27 protein-coding genes (1 of these 27 cut by a window edge) are annotated in these 20,760 nt (G+C 27.4%); 20 read left to right on the top strand and 7 right to left on the bottom strand.

Features of this window, described 5'->3' with window-relative positions; all coding sequences use genetic code 11:
- The first annotated feature begins 23 nt into the window (after nt 1-23).
- The 9 genes from ACYQ1U_RS09030 (at nt 24) to ACYQ1U_RS09070 (ending at nt 6,474) form a co-directional block, all read left to right on the top strand.
- Nucleotides 24-845: an NAD+ synthase gene (locus ACYQ1U_RS09030; protein WP_459887098.1), complete on the top strand. Its 822-nt coding sequence runs from the start codon at nt 24-26 to the stop codon at nt 843-845.
- A 14-nt stretch (nt 846-859) separates the two neighbouring features.
- Nucleotides 860-1,762, top strand: coding sequence for a tetraacyldisaccharide 4'-kinase (locus ACYQ1U_RS09035; protein WP_459887101.1), 903 nt, complete (start codon nt 860-862; stop codon nt 1,760-1,762).
- 2 nt (nt 1,763-1,764) lie between these two features.
- Nucleotides 1,765-2,322 carry a tetratricopeptide repeat protein gene (locus ACYQ1U_RS09040; RefSeq protein ID WP_459887103.1) on the top strand — a complete coding sequence of 186 codons (558 nt, stop codon included), beginning with the start codon at nt 1,765-1,767 and terminating at the stop codon, nt 2,320-2,322.
- A 58-nt stretch (nt 2,323-2,380) separates the two neighbouring features.
- The gene (locus tag ACYQ1U_RS09045) at nt 2,381-3,388 is read left to right on the top strand and encodes a hypothetical protein (protein ID WP_459887106.1); all 1,008 of its coding nucleotides are present in this window, start codon (nt 2,381-2,383) and stop codon (nt 3,386-3,388) included.
- Nucleotides 3,381-4,211: a tyrosine-type recombinase/integrase gene (locus ACYQ1U_RS09050; RefSeq protein WP_459887109.1), complete on the top strand. Its 831-nt coding sequence runs from the start codon at nt 3,381-3,383 to the stop codon at nt 4,209-4,211. Before ACYQ1U_RS09045 ends, ACYQ1U_RS09050 begins: the two co-directional genes overlap by 8 nt.
- Nucleotides 4,212-4,309: 98 nt before the next feature.
- Entirely contained in the window at nt 4,310-4,609 is a 300-nt protein-coding gene (locus ACYQ1U_RS09055) for a hypothetical protein (RefSeq protein WP_459887112.1), read from the top strand.
- Nucleotides 4,600-5,202 carry a type III pantothenate kinase gene (locus tag ACYQ1U_RS09060; protein ID WP_459887115.1) on the top strand — a complete coding sequence of 201 codons (603 nt, stop codon included), beginning with the start codon at nt 4,600-4,602 and terminating at the stop codon, nt 5,200-5,202. Before ACYQ1U_RS09055 ends, ACYQ1U_RS09060 begins: the two co-directional genes overlap by 10 nt.
- Nucleotides 5,199-5,810, top strand: coding sequence for an ATP phosphoribosyltransferase (hisG, locus tag ACYQ1U_RS09065; protein ID WP_459887118.1), 612 nt, complete (start codon nt 5,199-5,201; stop codon nt 5,808-5,810). The genes ACYQ1U_RS09060 and hisG overlap by 4 nt, the downstream gene beginning before the upstream one ends.
- Nucleotides 5,800-6,474 (top strand): class I SAM-dependent methyltransferase, encoded by a 675-nt coding sequence (locus ACYQ1U_RS09070; RefSeq protein WP_459887122.1) that lies wholly within the window; start codon nt 5,800-5,802, stop codon nt 6,472-6,474. The genes hisG and ACYQ1U_RS09070 overlap by 11 nt, the downstream gene beginning before the upstream one ends.
- 5 nt (nt 6,475-6,479) lie before the next feature.
- Here ACYQ1U_RS09070 and nth read toward each other — a convergent pair whose 3' ends face one another.
- Complete coding sequence (nth, locus tag ACYQ1U_RS09075; RefSeq protein WP_459887124.1) at nt 6,480-7,124, bottom strand: endonuclease III; 645 nt, start codon at nt 7,122-7,124, stop codon at nt 6,480-6,482.
- A gap of 70 nt (nt 7,125-7,194) precedes the next feature.
- On the opposite strand from nth, the gene ACYQ1U_RS09080 reads away from it, so the two are divergent.
- From ACYQ1U_RS09080 to ACYQ1U_RS09130, 11 genes are all read left to right on the top strand, one after another.
- A complete protein-coding gene (locus ACYQ1U_RS09080) occupies nt 7,195-7,911 on the top strand; it encodes a YebC/PmpR family DNA-binding transcriptional regulator (protein ID WP_459887127.1) in 717 nt (238 codons plus the stop codon).
- A 31-nt stretch (nt 7,912-7,942) separates the two neighbouring features.
- The gene (locus ACYQ1U_RS09085; RefSeq protein ID WP_459887130.1) at nt 7,943-8,818 is read left to right on the top strand and encodes a peptidylprolyl isomerase; all 876 of its coding nucleotides are present in this window, start codon (nt 7,943-7,945) and stop codon (nt 8,816-8,818) included.
- A gap of 10 nt (nt 8,819-8,828) precedes the next feature.
- A complete protein-coding gene (fbaA, locus tag ACYQ1U_RS09090; RefSeq protein WP_459887133.1) occupies nt 8,829-9,896 on the top strand; it encodes a class II fructose-bisphosphate aldolase in 1,068 nt (355 codons plus the stop codon).
- An 18-nt stretch (nt 9,897-9,914) separates the two neighbouring features.
- On the top strand, nt 9,915-10,784 hold the full coding sequence (locus ACYQ1U_RS09095; protein ID WP_459887136.1) for a 1-aminocyclopropane-1-carboxylate deaminase/D-cysteine desulfhydrase: 870 nt from the start codon (nt 9,915-9,917) through the stop codon (nt 10,782-10,784).
- A 92-nt stretch (nt 10,785-10,876) separates the two neighbouring features.
- Entirely contained in the window at nt 10,877-12,724 is a 1,848-nt protein-coding gene (locus tag ACYQ1U_RS09100) for a proton-conducting transporter transmembrane domain-containing protein (RefSeq protein ID WP_459887138.1), read from the top strand.
- Nucleotides 12,721-13,551: a complex I subunit 1 family protein gene (locus ACYQ1U_RS09105; RefSeq protein WP_459887141.1), complete on the top strand. Its 831-nt coding sequence runs from the start codon at nt 12,721-12,723 to the stop codon at nt 13,549-13,551. Before ACYQ1U_RS09100 ends, ACYQ1U_RS09105 begins: the two co-directional genes overlap by 4 nt.
- A gap of 14 nt (nt 13,552-13,565) precedes the next feature.
- Nucleotides 13,566-14,057, top strand: a complete 492-nt coding sequence (locus ACYQ1U_RS09110; protein ID WP_459887144.1) for an NADH-quinone oxidoreductase subunit B family protein — start codon at nt 13,566-13,568, stop codon at nt 14,055-14,057.
- A complete protein-coding gene (locus tag ACYQ1U_RS09115; protein WP_459887147.1) occupies nt 14,050-14,409 on the top strand; it encodes an NADH-quinone oxidoreductase subunit C in 360 nt (119 codons plus the stop codon). The genes ACYQ1U_RS09110 and ACYQ1U_RS09115 overlap by 8 nt, the downstream gene beginning before the upstream one ends.
- A complete protein-coding gene (locus ACYQ1U_RS09120) occupies nt 14,409-15,494 on the top strand; it encodes a hydrogenase large subunit (RefSeq protein ID WP_459887150.1) in 1,086 nt (361 codons plus the stop codon). Before ACYQ1U_RS09115 ends, ACYQ1U_RS09120 begins: the two co-directional genes overlap by 1 nt.
- 9 nt (nt 15,495-15,503) lie before the next feature.
- Complete coding sequence (locus tag ACYQ1U_RS09125) at nt 15,504-16,016, top strand: 4Fe-4S binding protein (protein WP_459887153.1); 513 nt, start codon at nt 15,504-15,506, stop codon at nt 16,014-16,016.
- Between the two features lie 108 nt (nt 16,017-16,124).
- Nucleotides 16,125-16,472: a hypothetical protein gene (locus tag ACYQ1U_RS09130; RefSeq protein WP_459887156.1), complete on the top strand. Its 348-nt coding sequence runs from the start codon at nt 16,125-16,127 to the stop codon at nt 16,470-16,472.
- Here ACYQ1U_RS09130 and ACYQ1U_RS09135 read toward each other — a convergent pair.
- The 6 genes in view from ACYQ1U_RS09135 to ACYQ1U_RS09160 are tightly spaced (each overlapping or abutting the next) and all read right to left on the bottom strand, a layout consistent with a single transcriptional unit that may run on beyond the window.
- Nucleotides 16,459-17,838: a BatD family protein gene (locus tag ACYQ1U_RS09135; protein ID WP_459887158.1), complete on the bottom strand. Its 1,380-nt coding sequence runs from the start codon at nt 17,836-17,838 to the stop codon at nt 16,459-16,461. The genes ACYQ1U_RS09130 and ACYQ1U_RS09135 overlap by 14 nt on opposite strands.
- Nucleotides 17,838-18,593 (bottom strand): tetratricopeptide repeat protein, encoded by a 756-nt coding sequence (locus tag ACYQ1U_RS09140; protein WP_459887161.1) that lies wholly within the window; start codon nt 18,591-18,593, stop codon nt 17,838-17,840. Before ACYQ1U_RS09140 ends, ACYQ1U_RS09135 begins: the two co-directional genes overlap by 1 nt.
- On the bottom strand, nt 18,590-19,369 hold the full coding sequence (locus ACYQ1U_RS09145) for a vWA domain-containing protein (protein WP_459887164.1): 780 nt from the start codon (nt 19,367-19,369) through the stop codon (nt 18,590-18,592). The genes ACYQ1U_RS09140 and ACYQ1U_RS09145 overlap by 4 nt, the downstream gene beginning before the upstream one ends.
- On the bottom strand, nt 19,357-20,223 hold the full coding sequence (locus tag ACYQ1U_RS09150) for a vWA domain-containing protein (RefSeq protein WP_459887167.1): 867 nt from the start codon (nt 20,221-20,223) through the stop codon (nt 19,357-19,359). The genes ACYQ1U_RS09145 and ACYQ1U_RS09150 overlap by 13 nt, the downstream gene beginning before the upstream one ends.
- On the bottom strand, nt 20,220-20,585 hold the full coding sequence (locus ACYQ1U_RS09155; RefSeq protein ID WP_459887170.1) for a hypothetical protein: 366 nt from the start codon (nt 20,583-20,585) through the stop codon (nt 20,220-20,222). Before ACYQ1U_RS09155 ends, ACYQ1U_RS09150 begins: the two co-directional genes overlap by 4 nt.
- Nucleotides 20,582-20,760: the end of a DUF58 domain-containing protein gene (locus ACYQ1U_RS09160; protein ID WP_459887173.1), read on the bottom strand. Its footprint extends 619 nt past the window's final position; the window shows 179 of its 798 coding nt (coding positions 620-798); the start codon falls outside the window, past its right edge; it ends in the stop codon at nt 20,582-20,584. Before ACYQ1U_RS09160 ends, ACYQ1U_RS09155 begins: the two co-directional genes overlap by 4 nt.

Genomic DNA, 20,760 nt, shown 5'->3' on the forward strand with positions numbered 1-20,760 from the left:
AAGTGAAAAATGAAAAGTGAAAAATGAAAAGTGAAAAAAGAGGGAAATTGAGAATGGAGAAATGGAAGTTAATTGAAGAGTTTTTAATAAGATTTATAAAAGAAGAAATAACAAAAACTGGTATAAAAAAAGGAATATGTGGGCTTAGTGGAGGAATTGATTCAGCAGTTGTAGCAGTTTTAGCTAAAAAGGCATTGGGAGATAATTTTAAAGCTTTTCTTCTTCCGAGTCAATTTTCTTCAACTTCTAGTATTGAGGATGCAAAAGCTCTTTGTCAAAAATTTGATATTGACTATGAAATTATCTCAATTGCTCCTCTTCTTGAATCTTATAAAATAGACGATAAAGTAAGACTTGGAAATTTTAGTGCTAGAATGAGAATGGCGATTTTATATGATAAAAGTGCAGAGCTTGGTGCTATAGTAATTGGTACTAGTAATAAGAGTGAGTTAATGCTTGGATATGGAACTCTCTTTGGAGATTTGGCTAGTGCACTTAATCCAATAGGGGATCTTTATAAAACTGAAATTTTTGAATTTGCTAAGTTTTTAGGAGTAAATGATAGTATTATAAATAAACCTCCAAGTGCAGATTTATGGGAGGGTCAAAGTGATGAGAAAGAATTAGGTTACTCTTATGCTGAGATTGATCCAGTGTTAGAAGATTTTGTAGATAATCGTGCTACAAAAGAAGAACTTCTTAAGAAATATGATAAAGCTTTAGTAGAGTTTGTATTAAAAAAAGTTTATCAAAATCAATTTAAAAGAAAACTTCCAATTATTGCAAAAATAAAGCCAAGAACAATAGGTCATGACTTTTTGTATGAGAGAGACATCAGATTATAAGTGAAAAGTGAAAAGTGAAAAGTGAAAAGTTAAGGATATATAGTTTTTTTGAAGAGATACTTTTTTATCCAAAGTGGTATCATTGGCCTTTTGTAGTTTTACTTTTTCCTTTTTCTTTTATTTATATGACAATACTTCATTTTAAGTTTCCAAGAAAATTTGAAAATTTAGGAATTCCTATTGTATCAGTTGGTAATATAATTATTGGAGGTAGTGGCAAAACTCCTTTTAGTATAGCTCTTGCAAATTATTTTAATAAATATAAACCGGCTGTTATTCTTAGAGGATATGGTAGAAAAAGCACAGGTTTATTAGTAGTTAGTGAGTGGGGGGATATAAAAGTAAATGTTGAAAAAAGCGGTGATGAAGCAATGGAAATAGCTATATCTACCAAATCTTTAGTTATTGTAAGTGAAGATAGAAAAGAGGCAATACTCAAAGCAAAAGAAATGGGGGCTGGATTTATAATACTTGATGATGGATTTGATAAGCCTTTTAAGAAATTAAATATTGTAATAGATACTAAAATAAAAAATCCATTTTGCTTGCCTGCTGGTGGATATAGATATCCAAGGGTTGCTCTAAGATTTGCTGATTTAGTTATAAAAGAGAATAAGGACTTTAGTAGAATTGTAAATGTTCCTGAAGGTGATATTTTAATTAGTGCAATATCAAAACCAAATAGACTTCTTAAATACTGGAAAAAGAAATATAAATTTTTTCCAGATCATTATTATTATAAATTAGAAGATATTAGAGAATTTAAGGATAAAATAATTGTTACGACAAAAAAAGATTATGTAAAACTTAAAAAGTTTAAATTAAATTTGAAAGTAATAGATCTTAAAATTAATATCAATAAAAATGTTTTAGATAAAATAGAGAAATATTTGATAAAATTTCAACAAAAAGGCTAAATATGGATATTAAAGAAGTAAAAGAAGAGATAAAAAAAGAAGAAGAGTTACTTATAAAAGTATTTCAACTTGAAAAATTTATAAAAAAATATAAAACCCCAATTATTGTAATATTTGCTATTATTGTTATAGGTTTTATTAGCTATAATGCATATAACTATTATAAAAAACAACAATTAATTGCTGCAAATAATGCATTAGATGCTATTATTCAAAACCCAAACAATAAAAAAGCATTAGAAGAATTAAAACAAAATAAAAAATTATATGATTTATATCTACTTCAAAAGGGAGAACTAAATAAAATAACAACTCCTGAACTTCAAGAAATAAAAGCATATAAGCTTGCAATGCAAAAAGGAGATATTGCTTTACTTGAAGAATATTTAAATAATCCAAATTACCATATATTAAAAAATTCAGTAAGAGTAGCACTAATAAAACTTTATCTTCAAAAAGGAGATAGAAAAAAAGCTATTTATTATGCTAATCAAATTCCACTTACTTCAAAATATAAAGAAATTGCTAATTATTTAATTCACTATGGAATAGTTAAATGAATATAAAATTAAAAATTTATAAATTTATGTTAAAGTCTTAAAATAAAAAGGAATATAAATGTATAAGATTATAAGTTTAATAATATTTGTGTTTTTAATTGGTTGTAGCAATAAAGATATCTTTATTCCAAAAGATTATAAAGAAAAAACGTTAAAATCAAACACAAATACTAAAATTTTAGAAGGCTATACTAAAGATACAGTTACGCTTAAAGAACTTCACCTAAAATATGTAAAAAAGACTTCTTTTATTGATAATGGTGTAAGAGGGGAGTTTATATATTATGATGATAAAGGAAATAGATTAGGTAAATTTATTAAAATAGATAATGATTTAGCAAAAAATGGAAGTAAGTTACTTTTGATAAAAGAGAAAAAAGTTATAAACCTTCCATATATGATAGCAAGTGCGAAAAAAAGGAATAATTTAATCGCAATTGTTTTTGAAAATAATGCAATTGGGATATACGATTTGAATAAAAATTCTTTAATATTTTACCAAGAAAATGAACCCGTAATAGTTGCAAAGTATTTAAAGGCAAAACCGATTTTTTATAATGACTTAGTATTATTTCCTCTTCTTAATGGAAAAGTTGGAGTTTATGATTTAAAAGATAAAAAATTTATAAGAAATATAGATTTGAGCAGTGAAAGTATTGTAAATAATATAATTTTTCTAAAAATTGTAAATAATCAACTTTTTATGGCGACGCCTGAGAAAATTGTTCTTTTTGACCCGAACTATTTAATAGATTTTAGAGGAGATATTAAACATATTATAAGTTTAGGAAGATATCTTTATGTATTTATGGTAGATGGAAAAATAATAAAATTTGACACTAATCTTAAAAAGATAAAAGAAGTTAATCTTCCATTTGCAGATTTTTTTGCACCAGGTAAATGCGGAGGAAATATTTACACAGTAACATCCAATAAATATCTTATAAAGATAACGCCAGAACTTAATGTAACTGTTTATAAGGGTAATAATTTTGATACTAATTCTCCTTTAAGAATAAATAATTGTAAAATTTATAATTCTAATAAGGTTTATTTCATTGAGTAGATATCTTGAAGCGTTTTTAGAATATCTTATAATAAACAAAGGCGTTAGTAAAAATACATATGATGCTTATAAAAGAGATTTAGTGCAATTTGAAGAGTTTATAAAAAAAACAATAATTGAAGCTGATGCAAGTGATGTTATTGCTTTTTTGTCTCAAATAGAAAATAAACGTTCTCTTAACAGAAAACTAAGCGCGATTAATTCTTTTTTTGACTTTGCTTACAGAAGAGACTTTGTAGAAGAGAAGTTTAAAATAAAGCAGGCAAAAATTCCAAAAAATTTACCAAAATTTTTGGAAAAAGATGAGATTTTAAATGCTATATCACAAATAGATTATAATTCAAGCTGGTTTGAGTTAAGAGATAAAGCGTTGATTTTGTTTTTGTATGCTACAGGACTTAGGGTTAGTGAAGCTCTTAATACAAAAATTACTGATATAGAAGATGGGTGGGTAAGAGTTTCTATGGCAAAAGGTGAAAAGCAAAGAATTGTTCCAATTGCAGATGTAGCAATTAAAGCTTTGGATGAATATTTGCATAAAAGACCTTGTAATAGTGAATATGTTTTTGTTAATAAAAATTGTAAAAAACTTAGTCGGATTAGTGCTTTTAATATTACAAAAAAATATTTAAATGTATCTCCTCATGTGCTTAGGCATTCATTTGCTACTGCTTTAGTTCTTGGAGGAGCTGATTTAAGGGTAGTGCAGGAATTATTAGGACATGCTTCATTAAATACTACTCAAATTTATACCCATATCCAAAAAGAAAATCTAAAAGAAACTGTTTTAAAATATCACCCTTTAGAGGAAATAGAAAATTAGAAATGTAAAATGAAAAGTGAAAAATGAAAATTAACAAATAACCAATAACTAAAAAACATATCTGTGTAATTTAGAATAAAAAATGAATGGAGAAAGTATTGAAAGACATTATAGACTTATTACAAAAAAACGTAATAATTTGTAAAAAAATAAAAAAAATAGAATTAAATACTAGAAAAAAAATAAAAGCATATCTTGGAGTGAATTTAAAGAATGAGTATTGTTTTATAGTTGTATTTGAAAAAAAAAGCAGGTTTTTAACTAAAGATATAGAAACTTTAAATGAAATATTACCTGATATTAATTTTAGATATAAAAAAAAGGTACTTATTTTAAATTCTCCTATATGCAGTAAAGCAAAAAAGAATCTTAAAGATTGGAGGATTCTGTGGTCTTAGTAGATATTGGGAATACTAATTTTCATATTTGGGAAGATGGCAAGATATATAATATTAAAACCCCATATACTATGAAAGATGAAGTGTTTTATATAAGTGTTAATCAAAGAAAAGAAAAAGAATTTTTAAAATTAAATCCAAATGCAGTTAATTTAGAGCATATTGTAAAATTTGATACTCCTTATATAGGTTTAGGTATTGATAGAGTTATGGCGTGTAAATCAATTGATGATGGAATAGTTGTAGATGCTGGAAGTGCAGTTACTATTGATATAATGCAGCAAGGTATTCATCTTGGTGGAGTAATTATGCCAGGTATCAATGCTTTTAGAGAGGCTTTTGGTAAAATTTCAGATAAACTTGATTTAGAGTTTGAAGGAATTGATTTTTTTAAAATTCCTCAAAATACAAAAGAAGCAATAACTTTTGGTAGTATTGGGGCTATTGTATTAATGATAGAGAAGTTTAAGAAAGATAAAAAAGTGTATTTTACAGGTGGAGATGGAAAGTTTTTAAGTCGTTTTATTGATGGTATTTATATAAAAGATTTGGTATTTAGAGGAATGATTAAGACAATAAAGGAAGATTTATGACTATTGCTTTGCCTAAGGGAAGAATTGCAAGTGAAGTTTTGGATATTTTTAGAAAAATTTTTAATGAAGATTTTGAGTTTGAAAATAGAAAGCTTATTTTAAAAAAGGCTGGATTTACATTTTTAAATGTTAGAAATTGGGATGTTGCCACATATGTAGAAAAACAAGCTGCTGATATAGGGGTAGTGGGATTAGATGTTATAACTGAACTTAAAAGTGATGTATTAGAGCTTTTAGACTTAGGACTTGGTAAATGCAGGGTGAGTATTGGTGGAATAAAAGGTGATGAAAGTTATAAAAGTAAAATACAAATAAAAGTGGCAAGTAAATTAGCAAATATTGCAAAAGAGTATTTTAGCAAAAAAGGAATTCCAGCTGAAGTTATAAAATTAAACGGTTCAATTGAACTTGCTCCTCTTGTAGGACTTAGTGATGTTATAGTAGATATAGTTGAGACAGGGAATACTTTAAGAGAAAATGGACTTGAAGAAAAAGAAGTAATCCTTTATTCTAGTGCAAGACTTATAGCTAATAAAAATTCATTTCTTACAAAAAAAACTGAAATTTTAGATTTAGTGGAGAAGATAAGGAAAGTGCATGGGGCTTGAATTATATGCAAAAGTTGAAGAGTTATTTTTAGATAAAGTTGCTGCTAATATTTTGTGGTCAAAATTTATAGAAATTTTAAAAAATTTAGATATTAAAGAGGTTCTAGATATTGGATGTGGGGGAGGAGATTTCTGTTTAATGGCTAAAAATGAAGGGATTGATGTTTTTGGAGTTGATTTAAGTAAAGCTCAAGTAAAGAAGGCTCAAAAAAAAGGATGTAAGGCTATATCAAAAAATGTATGTGAGCTTAATAAAAAGTTTGAAAGCGGCGTTGCAATTTTTGATGTAATAAATTATATGAATGAGAATGAATTAAAAGTATTTTTTGAGTGTGTAAGAAAAGTAATAGATAAATATTTTATTTTTGATATAAATACTTTGTATGCAATGGAAGATTTAGCAGTAGGAACTTTAAAAGCTGAAGATGAGAGTAGATTTTCAACGCTTTTTAGTGAATTTAAAGATAATAAATTAATAACTGAAATAACACTTTTTGAGAAAAACCAAAACTGTTATAAAAAACAACAAGAAAAAATAGTTCAGTATTATCATTCTCTTGAAACTTTAGAAACATTAACTAATATGAAACTAAAAGAAATAATCCCAATTTCACTGTATGGAAGCGAAGAAGCAGAAAAACTGATTTTAGTTTTTGAGAAATAATTATTTTATTTTGCTTTAAAACTTTCTTTGCTTTTACAAAATTCATTTACAAAGCATTTTTCACATTTTGGATTTTTTGCAGTGCATATATATCTTCCAAATAATACAAATGCTTGATGTAATTCATTTAAATCAGTTTTAAAAGCTTCTGTCAAATCTTTTTCAGTTGCTTCTACTGTTTTAGCATCAGTAATTCCTAGTCTATGAGCTACTCTAAATACATGAGTATCCACTGCCATTCTGTTTTCGCCCTCAAGTTCTATTAAAAAAACATTTGCAGTTTTATTTCCAACACCAGGCAGTTTTATTAATTCTTTATGTTCTCTTGGAACTTTCCCTTTGTGTTTTTTTTTTACTATTTTTGCCATTGCAACTAGATTTTTTGCTTTATTGTTAAAAAAATTACAAGATTTGATTGTTTCTTTTACATCATCAACTTCGGCATATGCTAAACTTTCAATATCTGGATATTTTTCAAATAATGCAGGTGTTATTATATTAACTCTTTTATCTGTACATTGAGCAGAAAGAATTATTGCAACAAGTAGTTCATATTCATTTTTATAATTAAGTTCAGTTTTACTTCCTTTGTAATGAGCTAAAAATCTTTTTTTAATCTCTTCAAGTTCTTTTGGCTTTCTTAAAACCATTTTTTTCCTTTTTAAGGTTTATTTGTCTCTTAAAATGCTATAATAACAAATATTTTAGCAAAGGAGTTAAATGGCTGGACATAATAAATGGTCAAAAGTGAAACATATTAAAGCTAAAGAAGACGCTAAAAAGGCTAAAATTTTTACTAAACATGTAAGAGCAATTATGACTGCTGCAAGACAAGGTGGTGGAAATCCAGATAATAACCCATCACTTCGCCTTGCAATAGAAAGAGCAAAAGCTGATTCAATGCCTATGAGCAATATTCAAAGAGCTATTGATAAAGCTACAGGTAATTTAGAAGGTGTAACTTTAAGCGAAGTAACATATGAAGGATATGGTCCAGGTGGTGTTGCTATTATGATAGAATGCTTGACTGATAATAAAAATAGAACTGTTGCAGAAATTAGACATGCATTCAAAAAAGCTGGTGGAAGTTTGGGAACTAGTGGAAGTGTTGCTTGGATGTTTGAAAAAAAAGGTGTAGTTGTTGTAAATAGAAGTGACAAAGATGATGAGGTAATGGAAAAAGCTATTGAAGCTGGAGCTGAAGATATAAAAGAATTAGATGAAGTTTTGGTAATTGAGAGTACACCAGAAGATTTTAATGCAGTTTTAGAAGCAGTAAGCGAAATTGAACAAATAGAAATTATTGAAAGTAATGTGCAGCTTGTTGCAGTAAATGAAAGTGAAGTTGATGATGAGACAGCTGAAAAAGTTGAAAAACTTATAGAAGTTTTAGAAGAAATAGATGATGTCCAAAACGTAATACATAATATGGCTTAAAAATTATAAAAATAAAGTTGAAAGGAAAACTATGAAAAAGTTAATAATTAGTTCGATGGTAGTAACAGCTGGTCTTTTTGCATTTCCAGGAATGGCAGGTGGAAGTATGCAAGGAAATGCTGGTATGATTGGAAAACCGTTACCTGGACTTACTGATAATACAGTAATTGCAGAAGCAAATGGTAAAAAGATTACAGTAAAAGAAATAAATTCTTATCTTCAAGGAATAACAGGGGATTATAGAATTAGACTTCAAGATTTACCAGCAAAGCATATTAAAAAATTTATTCAAGATTATGTAGATACTCTTGCATTATATAAAAAAGCAAAAGAAATTGAAAATACTCCTCAATTTAAAGCTGCTAAGATGAAATTAGCAGTAGATATGTGGTTAAAAGACAGATTTAATAAAATTAAGATAAGTGATAAAGATGTAAAAGAGTTTTATGAAAAAAATAAAGACTTATATTTTAAAACTACACCTCAAATTAAAGCTAGACATATCTTAGTAAAAGATGAAAAGGAAGCTCAAAAACTTATTAATGAATTAAAAGGTTTAAAAGGAAAAGCTCTTGAAGATAAGTTTATTAAACTTGCTAAAGAGTATTCAACAGGACCTAGCAAAGTACAAGGTGGTGAGCTTGGATGGTTTAGTCCAAAACAAATGGTACCTGAATTTGCAAAAGCAGCTAGTGAACTTAAACCTGGAGAAATTACACTAAAACCAGTTAAAACTAGATTTGGTTATCATATTATTTTAGTTGAAGATAAAAAAGACAATAATTATATGCCATTTAATCAAGTAAAAGATCAAATTATTGCATATCTAAAAAATAAAAAATTAAAACAAGAAATCGAAAGTCTCAAAAAACAAGAAAAAGTTAAGTTTTTAATACCAAAAAACTAAGGAGAAGGGAATGGGAATTAAAGACTTAGTAAAACCTGGAGTTTTGAGTGGTAGTGAAGCTGCAAAAGTACTTGATTATGCAAAAGAGCATGGATTTGCTTTGCCAGCAATTAATATAGTAGGTACAGACTCTGCAAATGCTGTAATGGAAGCAGCAAGGGAATTAGATTTACCTATTATTATTCAATTTAGTAACGGAGGTGCTCATTTCTGGGCAGGAAAAGGCCTTGATAATGAAGGAGAGAAGGCTGCAATTCTTGGAGCAATTGCTGGAGCGAAGCATATTCATACTTTAGCTGAAGCTTACGGAGTTCCTGTAATTTTACACACAGATCATGCAGCTAGAAAACTTTTGCCTTGGATTGATGGGCTTATAAAAGCAAATGAAGAGCATTTCAATAAATATGGAAAGCCTCTTTTCTCTTCTCATATGCTAGACCTTAGTGAAGAGCCGCTTGAAGAAAATGTATCTACTTGTAAAGAGTATCTAAAAAAATTAAGTGCACTTGATATTATGCTTGAAATTGAACTTGGTGTAACTGGTGGTGAAGAAGATGGAGTAGATAATACTGGAATAAATAACGCAAAACTTTATACTCAACCAGAAGATGTTGCTTTCGCATATAAAGAATTAAGCGAAGTAAGTGAACTTTTTATGATTGCAGCAAGTTTTGGAAATGTTCATGGTGTTTATAAGCCAGGAAGTGTAAAACTTGAACCAATTATCCTTAAAAACTCTCAAGAATACGTGAAAGAAAAGTTTGGACTAAAAGAAGATAAACCTATTAGATTTGTGTTCCATGGAGGAAGTGGAAGTGAACTAAGTAAAATTCACGAAGCAATTGATTATGGTGTAGTGAAAATGAATATAGATACTGATACTCAGTGGGCATTTTGGAGTGGAGTGAAATCTTATGTTGAAAAATACAAAGATTATTTACAATCTCAAATAGGAAATCCAGAAGGCGAAGATAAACCAAATAAAAAATATTACGACCCGAGGAAGTGGCTTAGAGAAGGTGAAAAATCAATGAAAGAGAGAGTTATTCAAGCTTATAAAGATTTAAGGGCTATTTAAGCCCTTTTTTAATTTAAAATGAAAAATAAAATTATTCTAAATTCTCCAATTACTCCTTTTATCTTTAAAAATAACTTCTACCATATAAAAAGAGATGACTTATTAACTCCGTTCGAAGGAAATAAAGCTAGAAAATTTTATTATTTTTTAAAAAGAGATTTTCCTAAAATTAAAAGAGTTATTTCATACGGTTCGAATCAGTCAAATGCAATGTATTCATTGAGTATGTTAGCGAGAATTAAAGGTTGGGAGTTTATTTATTATACCAATCATATATCGTCTTTTTTAAAAGAAAAACCTAATGGCAATTATCTTGAAGCTCTTAAGAATGGAATGAAAATTAAAGAAATCGATTTAATAGGAGATGAATTAAGAGAATTTATTTTAAGTTTAAAAAACTATGATACGTTAATTATAGAAGAAGGCGGAAGAATTAAGGAAAGTGAAGAAGGAATAAAACTTTTAGCTAATGAAATTAATGAGTACGCAAAAAAAAATAATTTAAAAGTATTTTTACCAAGTGGGACAGGAACTACTGCATATTTTTTAGCTAAACATCTTGATGTTGAGGTAATTACAACTCCCTGTGTAGGAGATGAAGAGTATTTAAAAAAACAATTTCAATGGCTTGGAGGGGGAAAAATCCCTACAATTTTAAAACCTAGAAAAAAATATCATTATGGAAAACTATATAAAAACTTATATCTATTATGGTGTGATCTCAAAACCGCTGGAATTGAGTTTGATTTGATTTATGACCCCATAGGTTGGGAAGTTATTTTAGATAATAATATAACAAATATATTATATATACACCAAGGTGGATTAAAAGGCAATATTTCTATGCTTACTAGATATAAAAGAAAATTAAATTTTTATTGTGTGTAAATTCGAAGCATTATTCATTTATTATAACTTATTCTTATAGAAAAAATTGGATAAATTTGCTATTATTTACATATAAACCGAAAGGAGATGAGATGGGAACCTTGGTTACACTTAACATTGTTTTACCGTGGGTTATAGCTCTGGTAATTTACTTAGCTAAAAAGGACATTGTAACAAATGTCCTAACATTTTTAACGTTGCCAATTCTTTTAGTAACAGCATACCTTGCCTATATTCAACCGCATCCGGTCTTCATTGAGACGCCAAAATGGGTTGATCTGTTGATTACGATTTATGACTTTGGGTTGTTAGGGTACTTTTTCTATCAAGGTATTGTTAGAAAAAATTCTCTTATCAGTATTTTAGCGAGCATTCAAGTTGTGTTTCTAGTTATTGTGCTATTAATGGTGGAGCATACAGGTACTGCAAACATTTATGTTGATGATGTTACGTTGATGTTTTATTTAATAGTAGCAATTGTTGGTGTACCTATTGCTATTTTTGCAGCAAAATATATGGATTATGGTGAAAAAGGTAAACATTCATTCGTTGCAATAGTTGTGTGGTTTTTAGGTGTAATGAACTTTGCTGTGAGTGTTAATAATATAGAGTGGTTTTTTGCTCTATTTGAAACAACTACTTTAGCATCTTATGTTATGATAGGATTTAGAGGTGATAAAGAAGCAATCAATAACTCTAATCTTGCTTTGTGGATGAACCAAATTGGTGGTATTGCTATTTTAGTTGCATTAATGATTTTTATAAAAGTAAATGGAGTTTATCATTTTACAGATTTACTTAAAAATCCTACTGTTATTTCAATGGCAGCACTTGGATTTTTATCTTTAAGTGCACTTGTTAAGGGTGCTCAAATGCCATTCCATAAATGGTTACTTGGAGCAATGGTAGCACCAACACCAGTTAGTGCAATTCTTCACTCTGCAACAATGGTAAAAATTGCACCATACCTAATTTTAAGAATAGCTCCGGTAATTAAAGGAACTCTTCTTGCAAAATTACTAATAATTACAACAGGATATGTTTTTGTAGTAGCGGCTGTAATTGCTCTTACACAAGATAATTTCAAAAAAATCTTGGCATATTCTACAATATCACTTCTTGGACTTATGATGTTAGCAGCTGCAGTTGGTACGCCTATTGCAGTTACGGCATCTTTAGTATTGATTATTTTCCACGCATTTGCTAAAGGATTCTTATTTGTTGAGGCGGGTGTACTTGAAAAAGTATTCCATGTAAAATATATTAAAGAAATGAGAAGACTTATTGAAAAAGCACCATTAACATTGATGTTTATATTCTTTGGATTTTTAAATATGACATTTGTACCATTTGGTACATTTATTGGAAAATGGATGATGATTGAAGAAGTGAGCGATTTTCTTCAACATGGAAGCTATATTATGCTAATCCTATATGTAGGTGCGGGTAGTGCATTTTTAAGTATTCTATATATGAAAGTATTAGGAATTAGTGTTAGAAAAGCTCATGGGATAGAAAAAGTAAAATGGACAAAACTTCCAGCTACATTTAACTTTGTATCTATTTGGTATTATGTATGGCTACTTGCAATTACATTATTTATAGCACCATTTATTGCAGATTATATAGTGCCAATTGCAAGTACAATTGCTGGAAATGCAAATATTTACGCAGAAGGATTAACTCTTTATATGAATAATTCAGCTCTATACTTCTGGCAAATACTTGGAGCACTCGTTCTTTTACTACTAATTCATGCTCTTCCATATTTTGTTAAACTTAAAGCAGATATTGTTCATCCATATAACTGTGGTGAAGCATTTCCAAAACATATGGAAACTTGGAACTTTAATTGTTTAGCTAAATATGAGGGATATTTTGTAGCATTTAGTGTTGCATTATTTGTAATGGTAGTAGTTCTTGGAGGAGGTTTATTATGATAAGTGCTATTTTTACAATATTTGCTCCTATTATAGGTGGTTTAGTTTATGGGTTTGAGAGAATAGTAAAGGCTAGAATGCAAAGTAGACAAGGACCGCCACTTATGCAGCCTTTTTATGATTTCTTTAAATTAATGGATAAAAGACCTATGATGGTTCATTCATTTCATGCATTAATGGGTATAATGTATTTTATTGGTGAGTGGTTTGCATTAGCAGTGCTTTTAATTGGAAATGATTTGCTAATAGCAGTGTTTTTCCATGTAATTGCAGTATTAGCATTAGTTATTGGTGCAAGTAGTGTTAGAAGTCCTTATTCAGTTTTAGGTGCACTTAGAGAACTTATGCATATGATAAGTTATGAGCCTTTAATGGTTTTATTGGTTGTAGCTCTATATTTAGTTGTAGGAAGCTTTGATATTAAAGATGTACTAAATTATCAAGGGTATCCAATTTTAGAGTTACCTTTAGTGTTTATTGCATTTTTATTAACAATTCCTATGATGCTTCAAAAATCTCCTTTTGATATAGCTGAAGCTCATCAAGAAGTTGTTGGGGGACCTGAAATAGAGTATAGTGGACCTTTTTATGAAGCATTATATACAGGAAAATGGATTGAATATATTTATGTGTTTACTTTTGCTTTTCTTTTTGGTGGTGCTCATTATTGGTTAGGAGCATTGCTTGTAATTTTTGCATTTTTATTTGTAAATTTATTAGATAATGCAAGTGCAAGATTAGACTTTAGAAAAATGGTTAAATTTGCATGGGCAGTATTAATTCCTATGGCAGCATTAAATGTTATTTTATTATCTCTATGGCAATAATATAAGGAGAGAAGATGGGATTTTTTAGTAAATTTAGAAAAAAATCACCTTGGATTTTACATTATAATACAGGTGGTTGTAACGGATGTGATATCGAGATTTTAGCAACTCTTGCTCCTAAATATGATATTGAGAGATTTGGAGCATTAAATAGAGGAAACCCGAAACAAGCGGATATATTGCTTGTTACGGGACCTGTTACAAAAAACTGTAGAGACGTTTTAAGAAGATTATACCTTGAAATGCCAGAGCCAAAAGTAGTGGTTGCTATGGGTGCTTGTGGTCATGGTGGAGGAGTTTTTAGACATTTATATAATGTAGAAAATGGTGTTGATAATATTATTCCAGTAGATGTATGGATTCCAGGTTGTTCTCCAAATCCTAGAGCTTTAATTGACGGAATTGTAGAAGCTGTGAAAATTTGGGAGAAAAAAGGTAAAGAAAAAGAAAAATTAAGAGATCAAGATAATGAATTGATTAAGAAATTAGGAGTGGAAGATGACTAGACCAAATATAGAGTTTTTTGAAACTACTTTAGATAAAGTAGTGGAAGATATTAAAAACTGGTACGATTATGAAAAACATCATTATGTAACAATAAATGGTGTTGATGAAGGCGGTAAACTAACAATTGACTGGATTTTTTCTGATTATAACGAAAAAGATAAAATATATGTTTTTAGGGTAAAAGAGATTGATTTTAATACTTTAATTCCATCAATTGTAGATATTGTTCCATCAGCATGGCTTGCTGAATGGGAGCTTAGAGATATGTTCGATGTAGAAGTAGAAAATACTCAAAAAGGTATATTTATTAAAGACTCAAATATTATTGCACCTTTAAGAAAGGATAACTAATGGGAAATAAAATAGTAGTACCATTTGGTTCTCAACATATTGCACTGCCAGAACCAGTAAGTTTTTTATTTGAAACTGAAAATGAAGTTATTACTGATGTTAAAGTAGATGTAGGGTATGTTCATAGAGGAATAGAAAAAGCAGCTATTACAAAGTTTGAATTTACAAATGTATCGTATTTATTAACAAGAATTTGTGGATTCTGTTCTATTACTCATGCAGGTGGTTATCATCACGGAATTGAGAAGTTATTAGATGTTGAGCCTCCAAAAAGGGCAGAGTATATAAGGTTAATTATTACAGAGCTTGATAGAATTCATTCTCACTTACTTGCAAATGCACACGTTGCAGAAGTAGTTGGATATGAAAACCTATTTATGCAAGGTGTGAAAGATAGAGAAATTGTAATGGATTTATTAGAAGCAATTACTGGTAATAGAATCCAATATGATATATATACAATAGGTGGTGTTAGAAGAGATATAGATTCAAAAACAGCAGAATACATTAAAAAGCAAATGAAAAAATTAAAATCAAAAATGTTAAAAGTGTATGACTTTTATGATACAGACTATACTTTTGGTTTAAAAACAAAAGGAATTAGTTATATTAGTTACGAAATGGCAAAAAAATATAATGTTGTTGGTCCTATTGCAAGAGCTAGTGGACTAGCTACAGACTGTAGAGCAGAGTATTATTATTTACCTTATGATGAATTAGAGTTTGAAATACAAACTAGAACTGAAGGTGATGTTTGGGCTAGAAATATTGTAAGACAACTTGAAGTTTTACATTCAATTGACTTAGTTATAAGAGCGGTAGATAACTTACCAGAAGGTGATATAAAAGTAAAATATAAAGGAAGACCAAAAGGTGAAACTTATGTAAGAGTTGAAGCTCCAAGAGGTGAGTGTTTTTATTATATTAAAGGAAATGGTACTAAAGTGCTTGAGAGAGTTAGAGTAAGAGTGCCAACTTATGCAAACATTCCAGCATTAAAAGAGCTTTTCGTTGGTGAAAAATATTCAGATTCTCAAGCAATTGTTTTAAGTTTTGACCCTTGTATGAGCTGTACAGCAAGATAAGGAGAGATTATGCTAAAAATGTTTATAGAAAGTTTCAAAAACTTAATATCAAAGCCTGAAACAGTAAAATATCCGTTTGAACCTATGCCTGAACCAGAAGGCTACAGAGGTACAATTTTATATGAGGAAAGTTTATGTATTTTCTGCGATAAGTGTGAGAATGTATGTCCTCCAGGTGCTATTTTATTTGAAATTGTTGATGTAGAGACAAATAAAAGAGAATATAACTACAACCCTTATTTGTGTATTTATTGTGGAGCATGTGTGGATGTTTGTCCAAAAGCAGATGAGGGATGCCTAGTTCAAGACAATAAAAGAACCAGAGTCCTTGGTACAGATTTTCCAAAAGACAAAAAGTTAGGTTATCTTGTTACTAGACTTGAAAATCCAAAAGATTTAGAAAAAGCTTGGGGAGAACTTGAAAAAAGAGCAGCTAAGAGCAGAGAATCTTATGCAGAATATAAAAAGCAACAAAGATTAAAAAAACAACAACAAAAAGCTGCTAAAAAAGCAGAAAACTAATTCTTCTTCTTTTTTTCTACTTTTTCTTTTATCAGTACTAAACTTAATTAGATATAATTTTATTGTATTTATTGTAAGGTTTATATTTCTTTCTAATTAGGGGGATATATGAAAAAATATATGATTTTTAGTTTTTTTGCTTCAATAATGTTTGCTTGTTCTTCTGATTGTTTAGTGTGTCATCCAAAGTTGAAGAATTTAGAATATAATAAGTCAAATCGTTATTATAAAGAGCATAGTTTTTTAAAATCTTGTACAAAGTGCCATCCTGATCATAAAACAGAAGCAATGAGTAAATGTGGTGCCGATTGCTTTGATTGTCATTCAAGAAAAAAACTTATTAATACACCTATTCCTGAGCATCAGAGACTTAAAAGTTGTACAAGATGCCATAAAACTAAAGAAGTACTTGAGGATATTGTGCCACAAAATGAAAACTTTTTTAATTTAAAATAGCTTTTAATCTTTTAATTATTAGTTTTTTGTCTATTTTATGATTATAGTTTTTATATATATTTTCTTCGAGTTTTTTTAAAGTTTCTTTTATATACTCATCATTACTGTAAGGAATTAGTAAATTGAATAGTTCTTTTTGGTTAGCTGACTTTATTTTTGAATAAATATCTTTTTCTTTCTTTTTTAAATTAAGTAATAAATAAGTTCCTATACTTCCTATTACAATTCCTATTATAAAGAATAAAATATTGTAATTTTCTTTTTTTGTTACTATAACGTCATTTTTTTGAATATCTTTTTCTTTTGTTTTGGATTTTTTAACAGTTCCTATAACATATACTTTAACAGGTTTTGTTGAAATTGTTTTTGTAGTGCCATTAAATTTTTTTAAAGTAAAGCTTGGTATTGTGTAATTTGTATCAGAAATTATTGTGAAATTTTGTTCATATATTCCGCAAAATTTATTATTAATAATATTTACTTTTAAAGATGGCTTAGAATTATAAACTGTTGCATTTTGAATATTGAGTGAAAAATTTGGCATATCTATAAAATCACCGCAACCTGTTATTTTTAAGTTTGCAATATTTGGTTTATTTGATAATACTACATTTTTAGTATTAAGTGTTATATTAAAATCTCCAAAGATACTGCCTTTTGGAATAGGCATTACTTCTATTTCTAAAGAGTTTGAATAAATAGTTTTATACTTCATATTTGTTATTGTAAAAAATGGATCACCAAAAAGTTTTTCTTTTACAATTTTACCAATTTGAGCAGAGACAGGTCCTATTTTGTAATTTCCAGCTTTTTGAGGGATAATTAAAAATTTATATTTTATATTATTTTTTGTTTCTTTAGAAAGAGGTTTAATTAAAAAACCGTCAATTTTAGGTTCTATAATTTTTAGTGAGCCAATATCTTTTGTCTGTTTAAATGTAATGCTTAAAATCGCACTTTCCCCTAAATAGAGCCTTTTTTTTGATATATTTAAATCAAGTTCAAAGTCACCTTTGGTTTGCTTTGGAGTAATTACAGTGATTTTTATAGGTTTTGTTTTATAAATTTTACCATCAATTTTTACATTAAATGAAGGAATAGTTATGTTTTTATCAGGAACTATTATAAAAGTTTTTGATATACTTTCTTTAACTTCTCCATTTATTATCATAATGTTGTTGTTAATTGAAGTACCTACTACATTATATCCTGCTATTTTAGTTGGATTTGGAAATACAATATTTTTACCTTTTGCTATTATAGTTATTATTAGTTCCTCATTTTTCATAATTTTTGTTTTATTTACTTGTATTTTTAAATTTGTTGCAAATAATAAAAATGGGATTAAGATTATTATTTTTTTCATTACTCTCTCCTTAGGGGTATCATAAGTGTATTAAACTCTAAGTTTCTTAAAACTTTGTGAAAATATTTAATTCTTAAATCTTTTGTTTTGTTAGATTCTTTTGTTTTTATATTTTCAAATTTTTTGATTTTACTATTGAGAAATTTAGGATTGTCTATTTTGTTTGTAGTATTATTTTGTTGTAGTTTTGTAAGTTCTTTTTTATTTGCAGTTTTTAAATTATTTTGTTGATTATTTATATTATCATTTTTATTTTGTGTGTTTTTTTGCTGTTTTGGAGTTTTTTGAATATTTTTTTTAGATTTTTTATTTTTTTCTTTTTTATCATTATTTTTATTTTTATTGATTTTATTGTTCTCTTTTAGATTAGGTGTATTTTTTTGTTTTATTTTTTTTAAAAGTTTTAAATTATATTCTGCATCTTTGTCTTTCTTTATTTTTAAAGCTTTTTCATATAAGTTAATGGCTCTTTTGAAATTGCCTTTTAATGCAAATGCATTGGCCATATTATATAGTTTATTAAACTCTAAATCTTGTTCTTTTATTTTTTTATAAATACTTATAGCTTTATCATATTTTTTTGCCTTATAGTAACTATTTGCTGCATTTAATAAGGCTTTATCTGAATGAATTTTTAGATACTCTTTTGCGGCTTTTAGATACTCTTTTTTTTTGAAAAACTCATCTGCTTTTTTTATTGTAAAATAATCAAATGCGAGAAGAGGTATAAATAATAAAACTATCAAATATTTCATTGAATTTTCCTTATAGAAATTCCCCCAATAAAAAACAAAATAATTGCTAAAAATAAAGGATAGTAAAATAATTCTTTATTGTTTTTTATAGTTACTTCTTTTGATTTGTTATACATTTTAACTTTTTTCGCTATTAATTTTATATCCTCGTCTGAATAAGTAAAATGTATTCCTTTTTGCACCACTTTGTTTTTTGCAAAAATATAAGATATTCCATTATTAAAAAACTTATCAGTTATTGTAATTATTATTTTATTTTTAGAAAGAGCATTTGCATTTTTGAATGCAAGCTTAAAATTTGCTTTAGTTTTAAAAAGTCTTTTTTTATCTATATGTTTTAAAAGATATATTATAGAATCATAATCAGTTGTAAAAGGTGAAACTAAATAACTTTGATCTAAAACTAAAATTAAGCTAACATGTTGATTATTAAAATATTTAAAAAGTTTTTTTAGTTTTTCTATTGCAGCAACAAATCTATTAGGATATATATCATTATGTTTCATTTCCTTGCCACCACTTAGAAGTATTATTACATTTGGCGAATTAACTTTAATTTTTTCTTCTTGACCTTTAATTATAGGACGAGATAAAGCAAAAATTAAAAAAATATATGCAGTTAAATAAATAAAAAACCTCTTTTTTTTATTAAATCTCTCTAAAAAAACTATTTTCTCTAGCACTTCTTTTTTAAAAGGTAAATTTTTATTTTTTATTATAAAAAAAAGTGGAATAAATAAGAAACCAAAAAATGCCCAAATATTTAAAAATTCCATATATTTCTCCTATATTTAAAAAGAAACCAAATATAAATCAATATTCCAATTAATAAAGGATATATAAAATAATAATGTTTTAATATTTTAACTTTTGTATTTATTTCTGACTTTTCAAGAGAGTTTATGCTTTTGAAAATTTTTTTTAATTCACTAATATTAGAGATATGATAGTATTTTCCATCAGTTAAGAGAGATATTTTTTTTAGTATTTCAGAGTTCACATCAAAACCTAATCCTATTGTATATACTTTTATTTTTTTATTTTTTAAGTTTTTAACAACTACGTCAAAAGGAGTTATACTTGCATTATCTTGTCCGTCAGTTATTAAAATGATAATTTTTGATTTTGAAGAAGTTTTTTTAAAAAGTTCTGTGCTCATAAAAAGCGCATCATACATTGCAGTTTTTCCACCTGCAATAGTTGGAAAGATTCTTTCTAATATATCTTTAAAGTTTTTTTTATCAAATGTAATAGGTGAAGCAATATATGCAATATTTCCAAAAATTACAAGCCCTAATGAATCGTTTTTTCTGTTTTTTGCAAAATCCCAAACAATTGCCTTTGCATTTTCTAATTTTTTTTGCTCACTCATTGAAGCACTTGTATCAAGAACAGTTACAATATCATATCCATAAGTATTTTGGTTTTTGAGTATTTCTGTTTTAATAGGAGAGGCAAGGGCTGTTGAGAGAAATATAACGATTAAAACTTCAGGTGTTGAAATTTTTTTATATTTTTCAAAAGGCTTTGTAAAAGGAAAAATTAAACTGTCACTTTTTAAAGGACAAAAAACTTTACAAATAATAAACAAAGGTACAATTAAAAAAGCAATAGGATATTCAAAAGTCATTTAATGCCTTTAAGGAATTCATTAATTTTTTCTATAGTTTTTTTATCTAATGGAGGCACTTGAGGTCTATATTTATAAATCTCTAGTTCTTTTTCTATTTCAAGAAAAAGTTTTTTATTATTTTCATTTAAAAAATTTCTAGCTATTTTACAAAATGTATAGGCTGTTTTTTTTGAATCTTCAAACGGTAAGTTTTTTAGCTCTTCAAGCATTAATTTTTTATTGTTTTTTCTTTTTATAAAAAATTTATAACCTCTTAAAATAAGTAAAATTAATAATATTCCAATAACACTTAAAAAAATATACCATTCATAATCAATTATTATTGTATTTGGCTTTATATCTTTTAGAGGCAAATTCATTTTAAAAGCTCCACTAATTTATAAAATGGTTCTTCGTCAGTATAAATTTTTACAAATTTAATTTTTTCTTTTTGTAAGTATTCTATAAATTTTTCATCTTGTTTTTGAAGTTCTTTTTTATATTTTAAAACTCTTTTTTTTGAAAAATTAGTATGAATTCTTTTAAAAGTTATTG

It is taken from the genome of Caminibacter profundus, from assembly GCF_054657155.1.

Excerpts from the sequence above, each read along its gene's own strand:
- ACYQ1U_RS09030 (WP_459887098.1), top strand. The coding sequence starts at position 24 with ATGAAAAGTGAAAAAAGAGGGAAATTGAGAATGGAGAAATGGAAGTTA.
- ACYQ1U_RS09040 (WP_459887103.1), top strand. The coding sequence starts at position 1,765 with ATGGATATTAAAGAAGTAAAAGAAGAGATAAAAAAAGAAGAAGAGTTA.
- ACYQ1U_RS09045 (WP_459887106.1), top strand. The coding sequence starts at position 2,381 with ATGTATAAGATTATAAGTTTAATAATATTTGTGTTTTTAATTGGTTGT.
- hisG (WP_459887118.1), top strand. The coding sequence starts at position 5,199 with ATGACTATTGCTTTGCCTAAGGGAAGAATTGCAAGTGAAGTTTTGGAT.
- ACYQ1U_RS09070 (WP_459887122.1), top strand. The coding sequence starts at position 5,800 with ATGGGGCTTGAATTATATGCAAAAGTTGAAGAGTTATTTTTAGATAAA.
- nth (WP_459887124.1), bottom strand. The coding sequence starts at position 7,124 with ATGGTTTTAAGAAAGCCAAAAGAACTTGAAGAGATTAAAAAAAGATTT.
- ACYQ1U_RS09080 (WP_459887127.1), top strand. The coding sequence starts at position 7,195 with ATGGCTGGACATAATAAATGGTCAAAAGTGAAACATATTAAAGCTAAA.
- ACYQ1U_RS09085 (WP_459887130.1), top strand. The coding sequence starts at position 7,943 with ATGAAAAAGTTAATAATTAGTTCGATGGTAGTAACAGCTGGTCTTTTT.
- fbaA (WP_459887133.1), top strand. The coding sequence starts at position 8,829 with ATGGGAATTAAAGACTTAGTAAAACCTGGAGTTTTGAGTGGTAGTGAA.
- ACYQ1U_RS09095 (WP_459887136.1), top strand. The coding sequence starts at position 9,915 with ATGAAAAATAAAATTATTCTAAATTCTCCAATTACTCCTTTTATCTTT.
- ACYQ1U_RS09100 (WP_459887138.1), top strand. The coding sequence starts at position 10,877 with ATGGGAACCTTGGTTACACTTAACATTGTTTTACCGTGGGTTATAGCT.
- ACYQ1U_RS09105 (WP_459887141.1), top strand. The coding sequence starts at position 12,721 with ATGATAAGTGCTATTTTTACAATATTTGCTCCTATTATAGGTGGTTTA.
- ACYQ1U_RS09110 (WP_459887144.1), top strand. The coding sequence starts at position 13,566 with ATGGGATTTTTTAGTAAATTTAGAAAAAAATCACCTTGGATTTTACAT.
- ACYQ1U_RS09115 (WP_459887147.1), top strand. The coding sequence starts at position 14,050 with ATGACTAGACCAAATATAGAGTTTTTTGAAACTACTTTAGATAAAGTA.
- ACYQ1U_RS09120 (WP_459887150.1), top strand. The coding sequence starts at position 14,409 with ATGGGAAATAAAATAGTAGTACCATTTGGTTCTCAACATATTGCACTG.
- ACYQ1U_RS09125 (WP_459887153.1), top strand. The coding sequence starts at position 15,504 with ATGCTAAAAATGTTTATAGAAAGTTTCAAAAACTTAATATCAAAGCCT.
- ACYQ1U_RS09130 (WP_459887156.1), top strand. The coding sequence starts at position 16,125 with ATGAAAAAATATATGATTTTTAGTTTTTTTGCTTCAATAATGTTTGCT.
- ACYQ1U_RS09135 (WP_459887158.1), bottom strand. The coding sequence starts at position 17,838 with ATGAAAAAAATAATAATCTTAATCCCATTTTTATTATTTGCAACAAAT.
- ACYQ1U_RS09140 (WP_459887161.1), bottom strand. The coding sequence starts at position 18,593 with ATGAAATATTTGATAGTTTTATTATTTATACCTCTTCTCGCATTTGAT.
- ACYQ1U_RS09145 (WP_459887164.1), bottom strand. The coding sequence starts at position 19,369 with ATGGAATTTTTAAATATTTGGGCATTTTTTGGTTTCTTATTTATTCCA.
- ACYQ1U_RS09150 (WP_459887167.1), bottom strand. The coding sequence starts at position 20,223 with ATGACTTTTGAATATCCTATTGCTTTTTTAATTGTACCTTTGTTTATT.
- ACYQ1U_RS09155 (WP_459887170.1), bottom strand. The coding sequence starts at position 20,585 with ATGAATTTGCCTCTAAAAGATATAAAGCCAAATACAATAATAATTGAT.